Source organism: Megasphaera vaginalis (ex Bordigoni et al. 2020) (genome assembly GCF_900240295.1).
In the GTDB taxonomy this organism is placed as follows: domain Bacteria; phylum Bacillota; class Negativicutes; order Veillonellales; family Megasphaeraceae; genus Megasphaera; species Megasphaera vaginalis.
The window spans coordinates 71,358-90,475 of the sequence record NZ_OEQB01000008.1 but is presented as its reverse complement, the minus strand read 5'-3'; the positions used below and the strand labels follow the sequence as shown (position 1 = coordinate 90,475).

Genomic DNA, 19,118 nt, shown 5'->3' with positions numbered 1-19,118 from the left:
GCAGACCCTTTCCTATAAAGCAAAAAAAGGATAACCGGTAATCCCCGGCTATCCTTTCCCGAAAACTTATTTATCTTCTACAGTGTCCCCGATAGTAGCCGCTTCCTCTGCCGCATTTTCCAAATAATTGCGGACTTCCTGCGCTTCTGCATCTTTCTGGACAGCCAGCACACTTAAGGATATCTTTTTCTTATCCGTATCGACAGCGATGATTTTGACATCCAAAACATCACCGATATTCACCAAATCTTTAACGACGGCGCCGCGTTGTTCGCTTAATTCGGAAACGTGGAGCAAGCCCTGCAATTCCGGATCAATAGCCAAGATCGCGCCGAAAGGCAATAACTTCTTTACTTCCCCCTTGACAACATCTCCGACTTCGAATTTTTCAATTGCAGCAATCCACGGATTTTTCTGCAGCGCCTTCAGGGAAAGAGAAATACGGTTCTTTTCCTGATCGAATTTTTGAACCAGCACGTCGAGTTCATCGCCGGCTTTCAAAACGGCGTCAACCGAACTGATCCGTTTCCACGAAATGTCGGAAATATGAAGCAACCCTTCTACGCCGCCGAGATCAATAAAGGCGCCATAAGGCATGATCTTGACAACGGTACCGTGCATAACGGCCCCTTCTTCAATATTTTCCAAAATTTCGGCGCGCTGTTTCTCCCGTTCCACTTCCAAAACGGCTTTACGGGAAAGAACCAGACGATTTTTATGTTCATCAAGGTCAATGACTTTAACGGGGAACGTTTCGCCGACAAGATAATCGAGAGACTTCACGAAACGGACATCCCCCTGTGAAAGCGGAATAAACCCGCGCAGCGATTTAATGGAAACAACGAGACCTGCTTTATTGATCTCCTTGCCAGTACATTCGATCAGTTCATCCGCTTCAAAAGCAGCGCGAACTTCCTTCCAGTCTTCAACCTTCTTCATCTTAACGAGGGAAACGACAATAGCGCCTTCTTCTTTGATGTTGTTGGCAATTTCCACCGTCAATTCATCGCCGATTTTGACAAAATCGCTCGCTTTTTCCGGCGCCGGTACAGCCATTTCCTTCTTCGGCAAAACAGCTTCTGCCTTCGTGCCGATGGAAACATAGGCAGCATCATCGTTCACAGAAATAACCGTGCCTTTTACGACATCGCCTTTCTTTGGATTTTCTTCATAGTCATACTGGTCCAACAATTCTTCACTCATTACTTCTGTGCCTTCTGCTTGCAAATTTTCCATAATCTTAACAACCTCCTGTATTATCCAATCCGGTGTTGAAGCACCGGCGGTGATGCCTATTTCCTTCATGCCGCGGAACCACTTTTCCTGCAATTCGCCTGCCGTCTCAATGTGATAAGTCGGACAGCCCGCATCGCGGCAGACCTCTGCCAGTCGTCCCGTATTGGCACTGTTTTTGCCGCCAATGACAATCATTGCGTCCACTTTTACTGCCAGCTTCACAGCCGCTTCCTGCCGTTGCTGTGTTGCCGTACAGATCGTCATATAAACGTCAAGCTGATCGGTCTTCGTTTCCAATATGGCGGCAATGCGCTTGAAATGCGCCTGTGAAAAGGTCGTCTGCACAACGACGCCCATTCTTTTACAGAACGGAATTTGCTGCGCTTCTTCTTCCTTATCTATTATAATAGCACGATTGCCCCCCCATTGTGAAATACTAATTACTTCAGGATGGGTTTTTTCTCCGATAATAATTAAGGGAATGCCTTCTTCGATAACTTTTTGCGCATCATATTGCGCTTTTTTTACATGGGGACAAGTGGCATCGACCAATTCCAACCGTTTCGCTTCCGCCTGCCGATAAACGGCCGGACCGACACCGTGAGAACGAATCAGGATCTTTGATCGATCGGCCACCTCATCCAAGGAATGAACCGGTGAGACGCCCCGTTCCGCCAGCGCTCCTACTACCTGCGGGTTATGAATAATCGGCCCCAGTGTATGTGTTCCGGCAACGGCCTCGGCTGCAAGGTCGACGGCGCGGCGCACGCCGTAACAAAAGCCGCAGGCCTCTGCAATAATCACGCGCAATTATACTGCACCTCCATAACGATCCAGCAATCGTTCCACCGCCGCATGAACGGCAGCGGTAAAGGTTTCCACATCCTCTTTGCCGCCTGTTCCCCGAGGCGGATATAACGGTTCACCGAAAGCAACACAGACAGGACCGCTCTTCTTCGGCAATGTCCGCGAATTGACGACTGCCGCCGGCAAAACCGGCACGCCCGCTTTAATGGCGATAGCGGCCATTCCTTCATGAAAACGGCCCAATTTCCCCTGATTGCGGCTCGTCCCTTCCGGAAATATGCCCAGCACATGCCCTTCCCGCAAAATTCGGAGCGATTCGACGACGGCTTTGCGATCGACATGACCGCGTCGCACGGGAAAAGTATGAACATACCGCAAGAACCGCCCCATAAGGGGATTTCGAAACAATTCCTCTTTCGCCATAAAATGGATCAATCGCCGCCGCATGGCCGTTCCCAATAACGGCGGATCGAAATAACTGGCATGATTGCAGGCCACAATAAACGCCCCCGACTGCGGTATCCGTTCTGCGCCGTACACCTTCATTCCCAGCCAAACATACGTTACTGCATTGAAAAGAAATCGAATGATCTTGTATGAAAAAGCTCTCATCGCGCCCTCGCCTCAATCAAGCGACAAATCATGTCCGCCGTTTCGTCCAGCGTCAATTCGCTGTTATCGAGCAAAACGGCATCATCGGCTCGGCGCAGCGGTGAAATCTCCCGCTCCGAATCCAACTGATCACGAGCGGCAATGTTGGCGGCAATGTCCGCCAAGGTTTCCGTCCCTCCCGCCGCCTGTACCTCAAGCCAGCGCCGCCGCGCCCGAGAAGCGACAGATGCCGTCAGATACAGCTTCAAATCAGCTTGCGGCAAAACGACTGTGCCGATATCACGGCCATCTAAAATCACACCGCCGCCGGCAGCCATTTCCCTTTGTAATTGTACCAGTTTTCGCCGCACCACTGCAAGAGCCGCAACGGTTGAAACATGAGCAGACACGTCATAACTGCGGATTTCCTTCGTCACCTCTCTGGCATCGACAAAAACGCGGCACCGTTCTTCGCCTGCTTCCAACCGGATCGAAACAGTTTCCACCAATGCCGCCACTTTTTCTTCATCAGCAATCGACAGCTGCCGCTCCAATAATGCCCACGTAAAGGCCCGGTACATAGCTCCCGTATCAATATATAAATAATGCAGCCTCTTTGCCGCAATCTTAGCGGCGCTGCTCTTGCCGGCACCTGCCGGCCCGTCAATGGCGACAGTTATTTTCCTCATTCCGCTATCTCCTCTGCAGCCGCCTTGCCGGCAACAAAACCGGTGGAAAAGGCTGCCTGTAAATTGTAACCGCCTGTAAACGCATCAATATCAAGAACTTCACCGGCAAAATACAGCTGCGGAACGACTTTGGATTCCATCGTCTGCGGATTGATTTCCTTGACGGAAACGCCGCCGGCCGTAACGATCGCCTCGCTGACAGGTCGCGTCGCCGTAATGGTAAGATGGAGTTCCTGCAACGTTTCCACCAAATCCTGCCGCCGCTCTTTTGTCAGCTGACTGACAGGAAGTTTCGCCTCAATGCCTGCTTGTCGCAAAACAACGGGAATCAACCGTTGCGGCAAAAGATCATTCAGCGCATTCCCCATTTGCTTGCGGACATATTGCTGTAAATCCCTCTGCACGCGAGCATCCAGTTTTTCCTTTGTCAGCGCCGGCTTAAGATTCAATGTCAGTTCCAACGGAAAAACGATGTCCTTTCCGTGCGCTGCCGCCGCACTGAGCATTAAAATGATCGGGCCTGAAACGCCGAAATGCGTAAACAGCATTTCGCCGAAACGAGTATCTATTTTCTTTCCTTTTTGCCAAAGTGTTCCCGCCACATTCCGTAAAGACAAACCGGCAAGATCGCCGGGCCACGCTTCAGCGGTCACAAAGGGAATCAGAGACGGTTTCAGGCAACTGACGGAATGTCCCAAAGCGGCGGCAAAGCGATGGCCGTCGCCAGTTGAACCGGTAACGGGGTACGAAACGCCGCCGGTCGTAATGATGCAGGCCTCGGCGGCATACCGTCCCTTTACCGTTTCTACCTGCCAGCCGCCAGCTTCCCGCCATAGGCGCTCTACAGTTTCGTTAAAGTGGATTTGCACTCTATGCTCGCGGAGCTGCCGGTAAAAAAGTCTGCGCACTTCGACGGCGCTGTCGGAACAAGGAAAAATACGACCGCCGCGTTCTTCCTTGAGAGGTAATCCCCATGCCGTCACACGGGCCATCAAATCCCGGTTCGTAAACTGCCTGTAAGCGCTGAAAAGGAATCTGCCGTTTCCCGGTGTGTGGCTGATAAATTCGGCCATGGAGCAAGAGTTAGTAAGATTGCACCGCCCTTTGCCGGTAATTCCCATCTTTTTCCCTACAATATCATTTTTTTCAAAAAGTCGGACCGCTGCACCTGCTTCGGCAGCGGCCAGAGCCGCCATGATACCGGCAGCGCCGGCCCCGACAACCAGAACGTTTTTCATCGTCAATGCGTACCTTTATTTATATCGATATAATTCTCTAACTTCTTCGCGCGTTAAACGGCGGTAAGCGCCGCGCTTGACGCCATGGAGCGTCAGAAAAGCGTACTGTACACGCTTTAAATTATGCACTTTATAGCCGAAATATTCAACCATCCGCCGCACTTGTCGGTTGCGTCCTTCATGGATCGTAATCTCCAACGTCGTCATGTCGTTTGCACCGTCATATCCGTTATAACAGACAATCGCCGGCGCCGTCATTCCGTCGACGAGTTTAACGCCGTCTGCCAGCTTCTGCAAATGCCCTTCGGCAACGCGACCTTTGATTCTGACTTCATACGTCTTATCGACAAGCCGGCTCGGATGCATCAGGATATTTGCCAAAGCGCCGTCATTAGTCAGCAGCAGCAACCCTTCCGTATTTTGATCCAAGCGGCCAACAGGATAAATTCTGTCCTTTACGGCTGAAAAGTAGTCTAAAACGGTTTCTCTTCCCTGATCATCGCTTGCTGTCGTAATGACCCCCTTCGGTTTATTGAAGAGATAATAATGCTTCGGCTGCATCTCCAGCTTCTGCCCGTTGACGACGATGACATCGCGATCAGGATCGACTTTTACGCCCAATTCCTTGACGATGACGCCGTTGACACGCACCTTACCATCCAGGATCAATTGCTCCGAAGCGCGCCGCGAAGCAACACCGCAACTACTCATCACTTTTTGCAATCGTTCCATTTTCTTCCTCCTGTACAGCGCCAGCTGCATCTGCGTCAAAATTTTCTTCCCGTAAAAGGATCGTCAAATCATCTAATGAATTCAAGCCGATACATTCCAAAAAGTACGGTGACGTTCCGTACAAAATAGGCCTGCCAGGCGTATCTTTACGCCCCAGGTCCTGGATCAGGCCCTGCTGCAACAAAGCCGAAACGATATGTCCCGACGAAACGCCGCGCAGCTTTTCTATTTCCGCCCTTGTTATCGGTTGCTTAAAAGCGATGATGGACAGCACTTCCAACGCCATAGCTGATAATTCCGTCGTCCCGCTGCGAACCCAATTGATCCGGTCGTGCAGTTCTTTCTTCGTTGCCAGCTGATACCCTCCGGCTACTGTCAGCAGCGTAATGCCATGCTGTTCATGAAGTAACAGTCGTTGCAGCGCTGCTGCCGTATCCCGTACCGTATCTGCCGTCCATCCCGTATGGGCGCTTAAATCCGCAACGGTCAGCGGTTCACCGCTGAGAAAGAGCAGCGCTTCCAAAATTGCCGTTCTCTCCGGCTCTGCAGTTGTATTGCAAGGCAAGGGCATGTCCATCGTCTCCGTCAGATATAGTCCGGCATTGTCCCATTTTTACTAATTCCAGGACAGCCAAAAAAGTAATGATCAATTCTAATTTCGTACGGCAAGAGCGGAAAATGTCGGAAAGCGTCACCGGTTTCCGCTGTCTGGCAAGCAGTTCCTTCACCCGCTCCATACATTCATCGACCGTATAGATTTCCTGCCGTATCCGTACAACTGCCGGCGTCGATTCTTCCAATGCCAGGAAAACCGTATGAAAGGCTTGATACAGGGCATTTTTTTGAATGGTTCCAGAAAACTTCGGCTCATGCGGCAACGGCGTTCGCTCCCTGTCCAACATATAGCTGCGCGCTTCCCAAAGCGTTCCCATCACTTGTGAAAGAGCCTTCATCCGCCTGTATTCGACCAACTGACGAACCAACGCCTCCTGTAAATCGTCTTCAGCCTCATCGCTTGCTTTCGGTACCTTCGGCAGCAAATGACGTGACTTGATCTGCAGCAGCGTTGCCGCCATCAAGAAAAACTTGCTGCCGTAATTAGCATCGAAAGACTTGATCTGACTTATGTACTCATTAAACTGATCCGTAATCTCCACAATAGGGATATGATAGATATCGACTTTATTCTTCTCGATCAGATATAAGAGCAGGTCCAACGGCCCTTCAAAATCCGATACTTTGTAACGATATTCCCCCATCTCGTCTGCAACGTCCCTTTCAAAGGCATGTAACAAAAAAGGCTTGGATCTACATCCAAACCTTCTGGTCGTCTGCAAAAGGCCCCTGCCGAGCCCCTTTACAATGTTTGATTGAGTGGTGCCGGGGACCGGAATCGAACCGGTACGGATATTTCTATCCGACGGATTTTAAGTCCGTTGCGTCTGCCAGTTCCGCCACCTCGGCATGACAGAAAAACTATGGAGGCGGCACCCAGAATCGAACTGGGGATGAAGGTTTTGCAGACCTCTGCCTTACCGCTTGGCTATGCCGCCATACTATGGAGCGGAAAACGAGGCTCGAACTCGCGACCCCCACCTTGGCAAGGTGGTGCTCTACCACTGAGCTACTTCCGCATGATTGGTGCTCAGGGACGGAATTGAACCGCCGACACGGGGATTTTCAGTCCCCTGCTCTACCGACTGAGCTACCTGAGCAAAATGGCGACCCCGATCAGATTTGAACTGACGATCTTCGCCGTGACAGGGCGACATGTTAAACCGCTACACCACGGGGCCGTTTCCATTCGGAACAGTCGATAACTCCGAACAAGGAAGATTATATCATGACAGAAATCATTTGGCAAGTCTAAAAATAAAAGTCTCTGCAAATACCATTCCGCACTCCATCTTCTTTTGCCGGCAGAAAAAGACGTACGTTTCGTCCCGTCCATCCCCGCCGGAAACGCGGTTATAGTCCGATCGCAGTAAAAGCCCCTTACCTTTCCGGTAAGGGGCTTTTCTGATGGGGCCTTTTATTTTGCATAATCGATCATCCGTGTTTCGCGGATAATAACAACCTTGATCTGACCGGGATATTCCAATTCAGCTTCAATCCGTTTGACAATATCGTGAACGAGGATGACACAGTCGTCTTCGCTCAATTTTTCCGGTTTTACCATAACCCGAATTTCTCTGCCTGCCTGAATGGCGAAACAGTCTTCGACACCGTCAAAAGATTCGGCGATTTCTTCCAGTTTTGTCAATCGTTTCAAATAATTTTCAAGCGTTTCCCGACGCGCTCCCGGACGAGCCGCCGAAACGGCATCAGCTGCCGCGACAAGCACAGCCTCAATCGTGGACGGTTCTTCATCGCCATGATGAGAGGCAATCGCATTGATGACTATTTTTGATTCGCCGTACTTCTTGGCGACATCAATGCCAATGGAAACGTGCGTTCCTTCCATATCATGATCCAACGCTTTGCCGATATCGTGAATTAAGCCGGCGCGTTTGGCCATCGTTGCGTCTACGCCGAGCTCTGTTGCCATGATTCCCGCAAGCTGCGCAACTTCGATAGAGTGACGCAGCACGTTTTGTCCGTAGCTGGTGCGATAACGCAGACGTCCGAGAACTTTGATCAATTCCGGATGGAGGCCGCGCACGCCTGTTTCGTACGTTGCCTGTTCTCCCGCTTCGCGAATCTTCTGATTGACCTCCTTACGAGCTTTTTCAACCATTTCTTCAATGCGCGCAGGATGAATCCGACCGTCGACGATCAATTTTTCCAACGCGATACGGGCAACTTCTCGGCGAATCGGATCAAAACAGGATAATATGACCGCTTCCGGTGTATCGTCAATAATCAAATCGACGCCGGTAAGCGTTTCAATGGCACGGATATTACGGCCTTCACGACCGATGATCCGCCCTTTCATTTCATCGTTAGGCAAAGAAACGACGGAAACCGTTGTTTCTGCCACATGATCGGCGGCACACCGCTGGATTGCCATCGAGATAATTTCTCTGGCCTTCCCTTCAGCTTCTTCTTTCGCCTCGTCTTCGAGATTTTTAATCATAATTGCCGTGTCATGCTTAACTTCCGTTCTGACGTTGTTCAGAAGCAATTCCTTCGCGTCTTCAAAGGTAAGTCCCGAAATCCGTTCAAGCTCCGCCATCTGCCGATCATGGAGCAAATCTACTTTCTCTCTGACTTTAGCGATTTCATTTTCCTTGCGAATCAGCGATTCTTCCTTTTTTTCAATCACTTCCGTCTTTTTGTCCAAATGCTCTTCCTTCTGCAGGAGACGCCGTTCCATGCGTTGTATTTCCGCGCGACGCTCTTTATTCTCGCGTTCGACGTCGGCACGCAGCTTGTGGACTTCTTCTTTCCCTTCGAGGATAAGTTCCTTCTTGTGGGCTTCCGCCGTCTGTCTGGCATTGGAAACAATCCGTTCCGCTTCGACTTCAGCTTGACCCAGTTTTCCTTCAGCTATCTTCACGCGATAATAATAACCGGCGCCAAGACCGATCACGGCGAAGACAACTGCTGCAGCTAGTATTGCCAACATTCCTGATTTCACCTCCTTTTCAATAAAAAAAACCGAACGTACTGTCCGGCTTTTTTAATATGAATCATTAATTTCTTTACTTCATTTTCAAAAAACCTATACCTATGCAAAATAATCTTCAGTCAGGAAACTGACTACTCTAATTGTAGTTTTTTTTCACATTCCTGTCAAGGAAAATACGTTTCCGTCACAGCGCGGATAACGGCCCCCGAAAAACCGCGATAAGCCAGAAAACGGCTTATTTTCCGGATATCCGGCGTTTCTTCCCCGAAGCGTCTGCGCAACAGCCGGCAAGCCGTTTCATATTCATCGCCCGGTTCCGCATCGGCCGGTATCGGCAGGTGCCGCTGACGCAATTTATTACAGATGTAACGATGTCCGTACTGTTCTTTTTGGCGATAATAACGATATACTGAGCGGGCCAGACGGCAATCATCAAGCAGCCGTTCTTCCTTAAGACGGCCGACGACGGCGTCGGCCAAACGCCCGTCAATTCCCTTACGCGTCAATTTGCCGCGCATCTCCGCTTCGCTGAGGAAGCGCACACGGAGAAACCGCAGCGCTTCGTTGTAGGCCTCAGAAAATCCCATGGTCACGCATCGGTACCGTCAGTACTCGTTTCCGGAATATCCGTCAGCACTTCATCAAACTTTTCCGGTTCCGCCGCCAACGTATCGCGAATGATTTTTTCCACTTCGTCCGCCACGTCCGGATGTTCCTGAAAGTAAGCTTTGGCATTTTCCTTGCCCTGCCCCAGCCGCTCTCCCTTATACGAATACCAAGTGCCGCTCTTCTCAACAATATCCATAGAAGACGCCAAATCCAGGATCGTTCCTTCCTTGGAAATGCCCGTTCCGTACATGATGTCGAATTCGCAGTTGCGGAAAGGCGGCGCGACTTTGTTTTTTACGACCTTGACGCGAGCTCTGTTGCCGATGACATCGCCGCCGCTCTTAATCGCCTCGCCCTTGCGGATTTCAATGCGGATGGACGAATAGAATTTCAGCGCCCTGCCGCCTGTCGTCGTTTCCGGATTGCCGAACATGACGCCGACTTTTTCACGGAGCTGATTAATGAAGATGACGATTGCTTTCGATTTGGAAATAATCCCCGTCAGCTTGCGCAGGGCCTGACTCATCAGCCGCGCCTGCAAACCGACATGGGAATCTCCCATTTCGCCTTCAATTTCCGCTTTCGGCACAAGGGCCGCAACGGAGTCGACGACAATGATGTCGACAGCGCCGCTGCGCACGAGTTCTTCCGTAATTTCCAGCGCCTGCTCGCCGTTATCGGGCTGGGAAATCAGCAAATCAGCCGTATCGACACCTAAATGCCGGGCATAAACGGGATCTAATGCATGTTCGGCATCGATAAACGCGGCAATACCGCCGTTTTTCTGTGCCGAAGCAATGGCGTGCAACGCCAACGTCGTCTTCCCCGATGATTCGGGACCGTAGATTTCGATGACGCGGCCGCGCGGAAATCCGCCGACGCCGACAGCCAGGTCCAAGGCCAGCGATCCCGTCGAGATGACCTCCATGTTCATCTTCCCGGCCAAGTCGCCAAGGCGCATAATGGCACCTTTACCAAAATCCTTTTCAATCTTGCGCAAGGCATTCTCAAGAGCTGCTTGTTTCGCTTCCATCGTTTTCTCCTATTCTTGGTGCTCCAATACATATTGTAATCCGTAGTATATTGCCCGCGTCGCGGCGCGGTACTTTATTTCCATCCTGTCGCCGGGATAAATATCGCGATGCACGGCCGTTCCCCAGGGACCGTCTATACCGGTGTATACCAAACCGACGGGCCGTTCTTCCGTACCGCCGCCGGGGCCGGCAACACCGGTCGTGCTGACGGCCAGATCGCAGCCGTAAAGCCGGCGGCTGCCGCGCGCCATTTCAGCGGCGGTTTCAGCGCTGACCTCGGTAAAGGTCGCAAGTGTCGCCGGCGACACGCCGAGCAATTTCTCTTTCATTTCATTGCAATAGGTCCCGGCAGACCCGCGAAAATAACCGGAACTGCCCGGGATATCGGTAATCAGCGAACCGATCAGGCCGCCGGTACATGATTCGGCGGCGGCAACAGTTAACCGGCGTCTGCGCAGCTCCCGTCCCAAGGCGGCGGCAATGGTTTCCTCATTAAAAGTGACCGCCGTCCGCGCCAGCCGTCGCCGCAATTCTTTTTCAAGAGGCTGCAGCAGCGACTGTGCGGCGTTTGCCGTTTCCGCCTGTGCCGTCAGACGAACTTCGACGAATCCGGGACGGGCATACATGGCAATTGTCGGATTCGACTGCGCTGTAATCAGATCCATCAACTTTTCTTCCAGCAGCGCCTCACCCATATCGTAAATATTGACGTACAGAGACTGAATGTACCCTTGCGGTCCGAACCGCTGCAGCAAATACGGCTGTACCCGATGCACAAACATCCACTGCATTTCTCGCGGCGGCCCGGGCAGATGGATCAAAACCTTGCCCCCCTGTTCCGCCGCAATCCCCGGCGCCGTACCGGCTTCATTGGAAAAAATAACGGCGCCTTCCGGAATCATGGCCTGCCGCTTTTGGTTAGCCGTCAGCGAGCTCCGTTCGGGATGGTGCGCCTGAAGCCAGGAAGATATGTCTGCCATGACGGAATGATGATAGACCAAGGGGAGCCCAAGCACCTCTGCGCCGACAAGTTTAGTCATATCCCCCTGCGTTGGACCGAGCCCGCCTGTCGTAATGACGATGTCGACACGCTGCAGCGCCGTCTCCAAAACCGCTTTCATGCGCTGCGGGTTGTCACCTACCGTCGTCTGGTACAAAACGGAATATCCCAGGCGATTCAGCTGCTGTGACAAATAGCGGGCGTTATCGTTGCCGATTTCTCCCATAAGCAATTCCGAGCCTGTCGTCACCAGTTCTACAAACATAGCCGCTCCTTTCTCATTCCGCCAATTCTGCAGTCAAATCATACGCAAAGCCCTGCACGATGCGAACGACAACCATATCGCTGGGCTGCAGGCCGGCGGCATTATCCACATAGGTCAGACCATCAACCTCGGGAGCTTGTATCTCAATCCGCCCTACAGCCTGCACGACGCCGTCTTCTTCAACGATCTTTTCCGCCAGAAACGTATGCAACGTTCCTTCGAGACTGCGATTCCTTCGTTCTGATACGGCAGCCTGGATCGACATCAGCATATGATAACGTTCTTCTTTTACTGCGGCAGAAATCTGATCAGGCATTTTGGCGGCTGCAGTCCCGTCTTCCTGTGAATAGGAAAAAACACCGACAGCATCAAACGCCGTATCTTCAACAAAGTTGCAGAGTTCCTGAAACTCCGCTTCCGTTTCGCCCGGAAATCCGACAATAAAAGTGGAACGTAAAGCCAATTTACGGCCATGCCGACAGAGCTTTTGGATCAAGGCGAGGACATCAGCCTGTGAATCGCGTCGATTCATTCGTTCCAATACGGACTGCGCTATATGCTGAAGCGGCAAGTCGACGTAAGGACAGATTTTTTCCTCCCTAATCATGAGCTCCATCAATTCATCGGTAAAGTAATGGGGATATAAATAGAAAAGCCTGATCCAGCGGATACCGTCAATTTCCACCAACTGCCGCAATAACGCGGGCAACAACGATACGCCGGCAATATCGACACCGTAACTCGTCGTATCCTGCGCGATCAGATTAATTTCCTTTACGCCTTCGGCGGCTAGCCTTTTCACTTCCGCAACAATCGAGTCGATCGGCCGGCTGAACAGCGGTCCCCGAACCTGAGGAATAATACAAAAGGTGCAGCCGTTATTGCACCCTTCTCCGATCTTGACGTAAGCGCTGTACGTCGGCGTCGTTCGCACCCGACTCGTATGCTGATCATAGAGGTGACGAACGTCATCCATAAAACAGGCGCGCCGACCTTGTTTGACAGCCTGAATGGCTTCCCAAATCCGATCCCATGAGCCGGTACCGAGAAGAGCGTCGACTTCCGGCATTTCTTCCAACAGGCTTTCTCTATACTGTTGGCCGAGACAGCCTGTAACGATAAGCATCCGGCAACGCCCTTCCGTTTTATAGCGCGCCGCATCCAAAATCGTACGAATCGATTCTTCTTTGGCCTTTTCAATAAACGTACAGGTATTGACAATGATGATATCGGCTGCTGCCAAATCGTCGACAATGCGAAGATGATGATCTTTCAAAATCCCCAGCATCACTTCCGTATCAATTAAATTTTTAGAGCAACCGAGACTGACAAACCCTATATTTTCCATCTACATTCCTTTCCCGAAGCGAATTGTTTTGATCCACCAATCCTGAACCTGCCGCCGCTCTTTTTCGGTAACGACCTGTGCCATGTCAAAAAACACCGGACTGTGGCCCCGTGAATCAACATGAGCCGGTAACGCATCGGTCGTATAGTTTAAATAAAGATGATTTTTCTGCAATATGCCGTCGACAGGTGAGGATAAAAGCCAGTCCATAAAGGCAGTCGCCAACTCATCATCGGCGCACCATTGCGTAAGTGCAGCGCCTGTCAGCCAGTAGGCGGTCCCATCCTGCGGATAAAGGATGTAGATCGGCGCCCCGTCGTTGCGATATTGTCTGGCAGCAGCGCCGTCGGTAATGCCGATCTGGGCGTCATTGCCGGCAACGCGGAGAATAATCGGCGATAAAGACGTGCTGTAAGCACCGATGTGGTTCTGCAAGGTCTTAAAATACAAGGACGCATTATCCTGACCGCGCAGTGAAACGAAATGAAACAGAAAATTTCCCGTTAAATCGGTAGCCGCCAGATCGGGAAACGCAACGACGACTTGCGGATCCGTCAGCAAATCATCCCAATAGTTGATCTCACGACCTCGTCGGGCATAGTAATCGCGACTGACAACAAAAACCAGAGGATCAAACCAAAGTCCCGTCCAATTGCCGTCAGCAGCTTTGAACCGCTCCGGAACCGCAGCTGCCCGCTCGGACGAACTGGCCTTCAAATGTTGTAATCCGTCTTCGCTGTACAACGTTTCTTCCGAAGCAATAACAAAATCCGGGATACGCTCGTTCGGGTCTTTTAAAAGACGGCGTATCGTATCGTCGCTTTCCGTGCGTATCTGGATGCGCAGTTTCGTCTCCTCATAAAAGGCTGCGGCAAGATCCCGATTAACGGCATCCGGCAAATCGGATACGACAACCAGGTGCCGTTCCGCTTCGTAAGCTGCCGCCGCCTTGGCCGCCTGTTGCTCTTCAATGACATAGGCGCATAAGGCCAACACGGAAATAACAAAGAAGATGATGCCGACGAAAGGCATTTGTTTTTTAATCATAGACTCACCTGTTCTTGCTCTTCTTTCTCACCTTTGCACGTCTCTTGACAGGCCGGCCGCCGTCTTGCGCCGCTCTCTTTTCCGGCAGCCGACGCGGCCCAATCAGACATTTGGGCCCGTAACCGATAAGATCGCGGCGGCCGGCGCGGCAGAGCGCCTGATAGACGAGATCGTAATTGGCCGGAGAAGCATATTGCATCAAAGCCCGCTGCATGCGCTTATCTTCTTTGCCGCGGGCAACATAAACGGGCTTTCCCGTAAGCGGATTTTCACCTGTATAATACATTGCCGTCGACAGACTCCCCGGAGTAGGAATAAAGTCCTGCACCTGCTCCGGCTGCATATGCATATCGCGCAAAAATTCGGCCAACGCCACGGCATCGTTCAGCGTACAGCCGGGATGACTGGACATAAAATACGGAACCAAATATTGCTTCTTGCCGATTTGCCGATTGGCTTCGTCAAAAAGTTCTTTAAAACGCAAAAAATCCTGTACGCCAGCCTTCCCCATCAGATCCGTCACATGCTTGACGACATGTTCCGGCGCGACCTTAAGCTGCCCGCTGACATGATAACGACACAGTTCTTCGATAAATTCGGCAGGATTATCCGCCAAAAGATAATCGTACCGCAACCCTGATCGGACAAAAACCTTCTTGACACCTTTTACATGGCGAATTTCCCGAAGCAGTGCCAGGTAATCGCTGTGAGACGCATTTACGTTCGGACAGACTTCACTGCCGACGCAATGCCTGTTACGGCAGGCGCCTTCCGTTTCCTGTTTACGGCAGGCGGCATGGCGAAAATTGGCCGTCGGACCGCCGACGTCATGGATATACCCCTTAAAGCCTGGCAACGTCGTCATTTTCTCGGCTTCGCGCAGCAAGGACTGATGACTGCGATGTTGAATAATCCGCCCCTGATGACTAGCAATCGCACAAAAATGACAATTCCCGAAGCAACCGCGATGGCTGGTCAGGCTGAATTGGACTTCCTGCAAAGCCGGGACGCCGCCGACTGCATCATAGGCGGGATGCCACCGGCGTTGAAAGGGCAATTCGTATATCGCGTCCAGTTCAGCCGTCGTCAACGGCAACGCCGGCGGATTCTGGACGAGATATCGATTTTCCGACGCCTGCACAACCGTCTTGCCGTAAAAGGGATCCTGCTCTTCATACTGTATTTTAAAAGCTTTCGAAAAAAGCTTCTTATCTCTCTTCACCTCTTCATAGGAAGGGCAGAAAACGAGATTCTTCCCTCGCGGCTCTCGGCTTGTAACATAGCAGATGCCGCGGATGTTGTACATTTCCGCCGGCGATTTTCCTTCAGCCAACGCATCGGCTATTTCGACTATCGACCGTTCTCCCATACCGTAGCTGAGTATATCCGCCTTACTGTCAAGCAGAATCGAATGCCGCACCTTATCGGACCAGTAATCATAATGGGCAAAGCGGCGCAGACTGGCTTCAATGCCGCCGATAATGACGGGTACATCCTTGTAAGCTTCGCGCATACGATTGGCGTATACGATGGTAGCCCGTTCCGGACGGCGCCCGATAGCGCCGCCGGGAGAGTAGCTGTCTTTATTACGAATCTTTTTGGCCGCCGTCTTTTCATTCAGCATCGAATCGAGATTGCCTGCCGTAATCAACGCCGCCAGACGCGGTCTTCCCAACGCCTTGAACGGTTCCAACCGTTGCCAGTCCGGTTGCGAAATGAGACCGATCCGATAGCCGCGGCTTTCTAACACTCTGCCGATAACAGCGGCGGCAAAGCCGGGATGATCGACGTAGGCATCTCCGTTGATATAGACGAAATCCAACTGATCCCAACCGCGTTCTTCCATATCGGCGCGGCTCGTGACCAAAAACTGCTGTGACATACAGTCCCCCTATACGAGCAGCCAGGCAATGAGGAAAATAAACAAAACGAGACCGGCAACAATCGTAATTTCCGGCCACCGTCCCTGATTTCGCCTCTTTCTGGCATTTTTTTTGCCCTTCAGATCGCGCTGCCGCGCCTGCTGTACCAGGCGCACATCCGGCTGCGGCGGCTGCGGCGTTATTCCTTGACGGTAAACTTCCACGAGCGCTTTACCGTCAACGCCCAGATAAGATGCGTAGGTACGGATAAAGCCCTTGACAAAAACAGCGCCCGGTATTTCATCAAATCTATTTCCTTCCAACGCTGCCAAATACGCTTCCTTTATATGTACGGCACGGGATACTTCCGGCAAGGTGCGCTCCTGCCGCTGCCGTTCGGCCTGCAGTACTTCTCCGATAGACGACAAAAAAACAGCTCCCTTCTTTCCCCACTACACATTTTCATAATTATATACCACTTGCTCAAAAATTGATATCTTTTTATGAATGCAAATATTTCCGTTCCACTTCTTCGGCAGTCATTAAAATTTCCCTGCCTTTGCTGCCATTGCCGGGCCCGACGATGTGCAGCGCTTCCATGGCATCGACCATGCGTGCAGCGCGGGAAAACCCGACACGGAAGCGGCGCTGCAGCATGGATACCGATGCCTGCCCCGTTTCCAGCACCATGGCGATAGCCTGTTCCATCAGCTCATCTTCAAAAAGCGCATCGGCCTTTTCATCAGACTCATCTTGTGCTTTTTGCACGGCTTCACTGTACACCGGAGTACCTTGAGAACGAATAAATTCAACCAACTCGTCGATTTCTCCATCCGAAATGAAGGCCCCTTGCACGCGGAGCGGCTTCGATGCGCCCATAGGATAAAACAACATATCGCCTTTACCGATAAGCTTTTCGGCGCCGGCCATATCCAAAATGGTTCGCGAATCGATCTGACTGGATACGGCGAAAGCAATGCGGCTCGGCACATTCGCTTTGATCAATCCCGTCAAGACGTCGACGGAAGGGCGCTGCGTAGCCAGGACCAGATGCATGCCGCAGGCTCTGGCTTTTTGCGCCAGACGGCAGATGGATTCTTCAACATCGCCGGAAGCCGCCATCATCAGATCGGCCAATTCATCGATAATGATCACGACAAAAGGCATGGCATCTTCCGGATTGATTTCATTATACCGCGATATATCGCGGGTTTTCGTTTGCGCAAACCGTTTGTACCGGTCATCCATTTCACGAACGGCCCACCGCAGCACATTTGCCGCCTTCTTGGGATCGGTAACGACAGGCGTCATCAAATGGGGAATTCCGTTATAATTGGATAATTCGACGACCTTCGGATCAATCAGCACCAGTTTGACATCTTCCGGCCGCTGCTTGAAAAGAATACTGGCAATAAAGGTATTGATGCATACGCTTTTACCGGAACCGGTGGAACCGGCAACGAGCAGATGCGGCATCTTCGTCAAATCGGCAATAACGGGGTTGCCGGCAATATCCTTGCCCAGGCTGACCGGTACGCCGCGAGCCGCATGCTTGAATGAATCGGTATCAAGCACGTCGCGCAACGCTACACCCGTCAATTTTTTATTCGGTACTTCAATGCCGACAGCAGCTTTGCCGGGAATGGGCGCTTCAATACGAATATCCGTTGCCGCCAACTTCAAGGCAATGTCGTCGGCCAAGTGAACGATTTTGCTGACTTTGACACCGGCCGCCGGTTCCAGTTCGTAGCGCGTAACGGCCGGGCCTTGACTGGCATTCATGATCGTCGCGTCAATATTGAAACTTCGCAGTGTTTCTTGGAGTATCTTTGCATTTTGCCGCACTTCATCGCTAAGTCCCGCCGCTTGTTCCTTGCCGGCATGAAGAATGGAAAGAGGCGGCAGCCGGTACGTCCGTTCTCCCTGAGCTGTCGGCACGGCGCTCTGCCCCTGTGTTCCCACATCAGCGGCAGCATCGATCCGTTCCACTTCAACGGGACGAAGATCGGGAAGATCAAGCGCGATGTCGGCGACAGGCGCAGTTCCTTCCTGCGGCGCCGGCGCAGTGGCGGCAGCGACAGGAACAGCAATTTCCGCCACTGGCTGCAACACGTCTCCTTTTTCCTCCGGTTCCGCTGCCGGCGCTTGTCCGTTCAGCCCGTCGTCAGCCGCCTCCGCAGCCGTGACCGGCACGGTTTCATCGGCAGAACGCGGAGCCGGCCCGTTTTCGTCTTTTTGCGGCAACGATACGTCCGCCTTCTCCCTGCCCCTTGACTCCTCAAGGTCTTTCTCCACGTCGTAGATATGCCGTTCCTGCCACTGTTGGCGCAGTGACCGCGAAGCTTCGTGAATACCGGCGGCAGCCTTTTCCGAGACCTTAACCACTTCTTCTGCGGCCCTGTCGGAAGCAATGGCAACAGGTCGTGAAATAGAAAACTTCTTCCAAATCATGATCGTAATGAACAAAAGGATGAACAGCGCCAGCCCTGCGGCAAAAGAACCGAGAAACGTGCGCAGCAGGGAAACGACAACGGCGCCGACAAGACCGCCGCCGAAACGCAGGACGTCCGACGCGAATTCCGTTCCCTCCGTACTGAGACATAGGTGATAAAAAGCCAGAAGCAAAACATATACCAAGGCGGCGGCAAGCCAATTACCATTCACCGGGCAGGCCTTGCGTACAATAATATATTTTAAGCCCAGTATCAAAACGGCGACAGTAAATACAATGCGACCGAAACCGAACCCCCAGGCCAATGCGGAATCCAGTCCGGCGCCAATGTTTCCGGTACCGATACCGATAACGCCGAGACTGGCGAAGATGCCGAAAAAAGCCAGTACCAACCCAATGATCTCATATTTCATCAGCCCCGCATCGACACGGCACCCACGTCTCTTACCGCTCCTGCGCACCGTTCGCGCCGACGAAGCGCCTTTCATCTTTATTGCACCTTTTTTCCCCTGTGCCAATCCGTTCACCTTCCAAAGCGAGTTTACATCTGCTCAAACCGTTCATTTATTTGCTTTTTCAATCAAACAGAAAGCCGCCAAGATGTCTCAGCGGCTCTATCGTCAGCAGTATACAAATA

Annotated in this window: 16 protein-coding genes and 5 tRNA genes; all 21 read right to left on the bottom strand. The window is 51.8% G+C overall.

All coding sequences use genetic code 11. The annotated features are described in order from the left end of the window. Positions 1-66 precede the first annotated feature (66 nt). Positions 67-2,046 (bottom strand): bifunctional 4-hydroxy-3-methylbut-2-enyl diphosphate reductase/30S ribosomal protein S1, encoded by a 1,980-nt coding sequence (locus C0977_RS09915; protein WP_101913271.1) that lies wholly within the window; start codon positions 2,044-2,046, stop codon positions 67-69. After that, entirely contained in the window at positions 2,047-2,655 is a 609-nt protein-coding gene (locus C0977_RS09910; protein WP_101913270.1) for a lysophospholipid acyltransferase family protein, read from the bottom strand. After that, a complete protein-coding gene (cmk, locus tag C0977_RS09905) occupies positions 2,652-3,323 on the bottom strand; it encodes a (d)CMP kinase (RefSeq protein WP_101913269.1) in 672 nt (223 codons plus the stop codon). The genes C0977_RS09910 and cmk overlap by 4 nt, the downstream gene beginning before the upstream one ends. Further along, positions 3,320-4,561, bottom strand: a complete 1,242-nt coding sequence (locus C0977_RS09900) for an NAD(P)/FAD-dependent oxidoreductase (protein ID WP_101913268.1) — start codon at positions 4,559-4,561, stop codon at positions 3,320-3,322. Before C0977_RS09900 ends, cmk begins: the two co-directional genes overlap by 4 nt. A gap of 15 nt (positions 4,562-4,576) precedes the next feature. Then, positions 4,577-5,293 carry a pseudouridine synthase gene (locus C0977_RS09895; protein WP_101913267.1) on the bottom strand — a complete coding sequence of 239 codons (717 nt, stop codon included), beginning with the start codon at positions 5,291-5,293 and terminating at the stop codon, positions 4,577-4,579. Next, positions 5,265-5,816, bottom strand: coding sequence for an SMC-Scp complex subunit ScpB (scpB, locus tag C0977_RS09890; protein ID WP_023054182.1), 552 nt, complete (start codon positions 5,814-5,816; stop codon positions 5,265-5,267). Before scpB ends, C0977_RS09895 begins: the two co-directional genes overlap by 29 nt. Next, a complete protein-coding gene (locus tag C0977_RS09885; protein WP_023054155.1) occupies positions 5,788-6,552 on the bottom strand; it encodes a segregation and condensation protein A in 765 nt (254 codons plus the stop codon). The genes scpB and C0977_RS09885 overlap by 29 nt, the downstream gene beginning before the upstream one ends. Before the next feature lie 116 nt (positions 6,553-6,668). Continuing rightward, positions 6,669-6,757 (bottom strand) — tRNA-Leu (locus C0977_RS09880). Between the two features lie 15 nt (positions 6,758-6,772). Continuing rightward, a tRNA-Cys gene (locus C0977_RS09875) sits at positions 6,773-6,846 on the bottom strand. Between the two features lie 6 nt (positions 6,847-6,852). Then, positions 6,853-6,927 (bottom strand) — tRNA-Gly (locus C0977_RS09870). A 5-nt stretch (positions 6,928-6,932) separates the two neighbouring features. Then, positions 6,933-7,008 (bottom strand) — tRNA-Phe (locus tag C0977_RS09865). Positions 7,009-7,012: 4 nt separating this feature from the next. Further along, positions 7,013-7,089: transfer RNA gene (locus C0977_RS09860), tRNA-Asp, on the bottom strand. Between the two features lie 236 nt (positions 7,090-7,325). Next, on the bottom strand, positions 7,326-8,861 hold the full coding sequence (rny, locus tag C0977_RS09855) for a ribonuclease Y (protein ID WP_101913266.1): 1,536 nt from the start codon (positions 8,859-8,861) through the stop codon (positions 7,326-7,328). A 167-nt stretch (positions 8,862-9,028) separates the two neighbouring features. Continuing rightward, positions 9,029-9,451: a regulatory protein RecX gene (locus tag C0977_RS09850; RefSeq protein ID WP_023054173.1), complete on the bottom strand. Its 423-nt coding sequence runs from the start codon at positions 9,449-9,451 to the stop codon at positions 9,029-9,031. 2 nt (positions 9,452-9,453) lie between these two features. Continuing rightward, a complete protein-coding gene (gene recA / locus C0977_RS09845; RefSeq protein WP_023054174.1) occupies positions 9,454-10,506 on the bottom strand; it encodes a recombinase RecA in 1,053 nt (350 codons plus the stop codon). 9 nt (positions 10,507-10,515) lie between these two features. Next, positions 10,516-11,772: a competence/damage-inducible protein A gene (locus tag C0977_RS09840; protein ID WP_101913265.1), complete on the bottom strand. Its 1,257-nt coding sequence runs from the start codon at positions 11,770-11,772 to the stop codon at positions 10,516-10,518. A 13-nt stretch (positions 11,773-11,785) separates the two neighbouring features. Beyond that, on the bottom strand, positions 11,786-13,120 hold the full coding sequence (gene rimO, locus C0977_RS09835) for a 30S ribosomal protein S12 methylthiotransferase RimO (RefSeq protein WP_101913264.1): 1,335 nt from the start codon (positions 13,118-13,120) through the stop codon (positions 11,786-11,788). After that, entirely contained in the window at positions 13,121-14,167 is a 1,047-nt protein-coding gene (locus C0977_RS09830; protein ID WP_023054187.1) for an ABC transporter substrate-binding protein, read from the bottom strand. A gap of 4 nt (positions 14,168-14,171) precedes the next feature. Further along, the gene (locus C0977_RS09825; RefSeq protein WP_101913263.1) at positions 14,172-16,049 is read right to left on the bottom strand and encodes a YgiQ family radical SAM protein; all 1,878 of its coding nucleotides are present in this window, start codon (positions 16,047-16,049) and stop codon (positions 14,172-14,174) included. A 9-nt stretch (positions 16,050-16,058) separates the two neighbouring features. Beyond that, positions 16,059-16,457 (bottom strand): helix-turn-helix domain-containing protein, encoded by a 399-nt coding sequence (locus C0977_RS09820; protein WP_234987643.1) that lies wholly within the window; start codon positions 16,455-16,457, stop codon positions 16,059-16,061. A 73-nt stretch (positions 16,458-16,530) separates the two neighbouring features. Beyond that, positions 16,531-18,969: a DNA translocase FtsK gene (locus tag C0977_RS09815; RefSeq protein ID WP_101913262.1), complete on the bottom strand. Its 2,439-nt coding sequence runs from the start codon at positions 18,967-18,969 to the stop codon at positions 16,531-16,533. Positions 18,970-19,118 lie beyond the last annotated feature (149 nt).